Raw genomic sequence first — 3100 nt, forward strand, 5'->3', positions numbered from 1 at the left:
TAAACGGCGGCCGTAACTATAACGGTCCTAAGGTAGCGAAATTCCTTGTCGGGTAAGTTCCGACCTGCACGAATGGCGTAACGATGGCGGCGCTGTCTCCACCCGAGACTCAGTGAAATTGAAATCGCTGTGAAGATGCAGCGTTCCCGTGGCAAGACGGAAAGACCCCGTGAACCTTTACTATAGCTTTACACTGAACGTTGAGTTCGTCTGTGTAGGATAGGTGGGAGGCTATGAAACCCTGGCGCCAGCTGGGGTGGAGCCAACCTTGAAATACCACCCTGTCGTGCTTGACGTTCTAACCTAGGTCCGTTATCCGGATCGGGGACCGTGTATGGTGGGTAGTTTGACTGGGGCGGTCTCCTCCCAAAGAGTAACGGAGGAGCTCGAAGGTACGCTCAGCGCGGTCGGACATCGCGCACTGTGTGCAAAGGCATAAGCGTGCTTGACTGCAAGATCGACGGATCAAGCAGGTAGGAAACTAGGACTTAGTGATCCGGTGGTTCTGTATGGAAGGGCCATCGCTCAACGGATAAAAGGTACTCCGGGGATAACAGGCTGATACCGCCCAAGAGTTCATATCGACGGCGGTGTTTGGCACCTCGATGTCGGCTCATCACATCCTGGGGCTGTAGTCGGTCCCAAGGGTATGGCTGTTCGCCATTTAAAGTGGTACGCGAGCTGGGTTCAGAACGTCGTGAGACAGTTCGGTCCCTATCTGCCATGGGCGTTGGAGATTTGAGAGGGGCTGCTCCTAGTACGAGAGGACCGGAGTGGACGAACCTCTGGTGTTCCGGTTGTCACGCCAGTGGCACTGCCGGGTAGCTATGTTCGGAAGCGATAACCGCTGAAAGCATCTAAGCGGGAAGCGCGCCTCAAGATGAGATCTCCCGGGAGCTTGACTCCCCTGAAGGAACCATCAAGACCAGGTGGTTGATAGGCTGGGTGTGTAAGTACAGCAATGTATTGAGCTAACCAGTACTAATGATCCGTGTGGCTTGACCATATAACCTCAAGTTGCTTCGCAACCCGAAGCATCCTTGGCCCACGACACGTAACGTCGTCCCAATGTTCGCTACTTCCCAACCTACGAGAGCGTGAGCGCGATCGGTCCGTCCTCGACATCCGTCGATCACCGGACCCAACCGCGACCCTCCACCCTCTCCCTGGTGACAATAGCTGTATGGAACCACCCGATCCCATTCCGAACTCGGAAGTGAAACGTACATGCGCCGATGGTAGTGTGCATCTAGCATGCGAGAGTAGGTCATCGCCAGGGTCTTTACCCCAAAACCCCCGCCGGGCTTCCGGCGGGGGTTTTTCTTTGCGCTGCGTTTTATTTCGGGCCGGCAGCGGTCCACCGGCCGGTGGACGCGTTGGTGAACCCTTCGGAAGGGCAACGGCCTGTCGCCCGGTAGCTGCTCTTCCCTCGGTCAGGACATCCTGTCCTGACTCGGGCGTGCGCCATCCATGGCGCACTCGACGCAGCCACCGAGCGCCAGTCCGCTGCTGCGGACGTTAGGCGTGCGACTTCGGCGAAGAAGCGTGGCCCGTCCATCGAAGTTGAATCGAAAACCGGGGTCAGAGTGCAATTTCGAGCCGCGAAATTGCACTCTGACCCCGGTTTTGCGACGGGCCGGAGCGATTCGCGGAGCGGAGCGGGCGGGCGCCTGAGTCAGAACAACCTGCGTGCTCTGCAGCCTCGCGCCGCGTGCGGGCATTGCTGAGGTCGCGAGGAAGTGCAGCACAAACGACCTCCGCTCGCCTATTCCGCCCTCGCAGTCGCCGAACATGAGGTTGAAGGTCCGCAGCTTTGTTGAAGGAACGGCGCTGGGCTTCCCGAAGACGAGTTGCAAACGCCCCAGAGCAGCAGACTGGCGGCCGGTGGCCGCGTCAAGCGCGCCATGGATGGTGCGCGCCCGAGTCAGGACAGGATGTCCTGACCGAGGGAAGAGCGGCTTCCGGCCGGCAGGCGGCTGCCCGTCCGAAGTCGAACTCCCTCGCCGCTAATCGCGGTAGGGATGTCAGAACGCCTCTAACGGCGTCCGCCAGGCGCTTGTGACATCGCTTCAGCGGCGCAGACGGCGCAGTTGTGCCAGATCGTCTGCGATCGCGTCCCGGCAGCTCGCCTCCATGCTGCGGTAGAGCGCCAGGACCTGATCCCCCAAAGGCGTCAGCGCCGCCCCGCCGCCGCCCTTGCCGCCGGTCAGCGTCGCCGCCACCGGCGCACCGAAGTAGAGGTTCATCTCCTCGACCAGCTGCCACGCCCGCCGGTAGCTCATCGCCATGCGTCGTCCCGCGGCCGAGATCGAGCCCGTCTCGCGGATCCCGTCGAGCAGGTCCGCCTTGCCCGGCCCGAGCATGATGGCATCGAGACGGATCCGCAGCTGGAAATCGAGGCGTTCGCGCATCCGACCAGCTTAGTGGACTACACGACCGCGTAGAAGCGACGCGCGCCGAACCCTTCGCCGGCTCCTCACCGTCCGCCGACGCGTCCATTGCGAGGGTGGGGGCCATGTCTGTCGAACCGCCAGGCCCGGTCGCCTCGTCGTGGATGGCCAAGCCCGTGGATGCGATCCCGACCGGTGCGCTGTCGCGACTCCGCGCCGAAGCCGCCGGGTGCCGCGCCTGCCCCCTGTGGCGTCCAGCGACCCAGACCGTGTTCGGCCGCGGGCGCGCCGCCGCGCGGCTGGTGCTGATCGGCGAGCAGCCAGGCGACCGCGAGGATCTCGCTGGGGCGCCGTTCGTCGGTCCTGCTGGACAGCTGCTGCGCGAGACGCTCGCGCAGGTCGGCATCGATGCCGCCTCCGTGTACTTCACCAATGCGGTGAAGCACTTCAAGTTCGTGCCGCGCGGCAAGCGCCGGTTGCACCAACGCGCCAACGCCGCCGAGCAGGCCGCCTGCCGGCCCTGGCTCGCCGCGGAGCTCGCGCGCATCGCGCCCGAGGTCGTCGTCGCGCTGGGCGCAATGGCCGCGCAGACGCTGTTCGGCAACGCCTTCCGCGTCACGGCCCAGCGCGGTGTCTGGCAGACCCTGCCCAACGCGCGGCCCGCGCTCGCGACCTGGCATCCGGCCGCGCTGCTGCGCATGCGGTCACCT

General features: G+C 63.5%; 2 protein-coding genes and 2 rRNA genes. 3 read left to right on the forward strand and 1 reads right to left on the reverse strand.

The window, feature by feature from the left end; all coding sequences use genetic code 11:
* Positions 1 to 1006: ribosomal RNA gene (locus tag WQ56_RS17360) — 23S ribosomal RNA — on the forward strand; the annotation flags it as partial.
* Positions 1007 to 1165: 159 nt separating this feature from the next.
* Positions 1166 to 1279: ribosomal RNA gene (gene rrf, locus WQ56_RS17365) — 5S ribosomal RNA — on the forward strand.
* Positions 1280 to 2069: 790 nt separating this feature from the next.
* On the opposite strand, the gene WQ56_RS17370 is transcribed toward rrf, so the two are convergent.
* Complete coding sequence (locus WQ56_RS17370; RefSeq protein WP_047137810.1) at positions 2070 to 2411, reverse strand: LysR family transcriptional regulator; 342 nt, start codon at positions 2409 to 2411, stop codon at positions 2070 to 2072.
* Between the two features lie 104 nt (positions 2412 to 2515).
* On the opposite strand from WQ56_RS17370, the gene WQ56_RS17375 reads away from it, so the two are divergent.
* The coding region (locus WQ56_RS17375; protein ID WP_047138396.1) for a UdgX family uracil-DNA binding protein at positions 2516 to 3100 on the forward strand (585 nt) is incomplete at its 3' end.

Origin of the sequence: Luteimonas sp. FCS-9 (assembly GCF_001014645.1) — a bacterium.
GTDB lineage: Bacteria > Pseudomonadota > Gammaproteobacteria > Xanthomonadales > Xanthomonadaceae > Luteimonas.

What these genes read in the sequence shown, in the direction of transcription:
- WQ56_RS17370 (WP_047137810.1), bottom strand. Translation starts at nt 2,411, where the DNA reads ATGCGCGAACGCCTCGATTTCCAGCTGCGGATCCGTCTCGATGCCATC.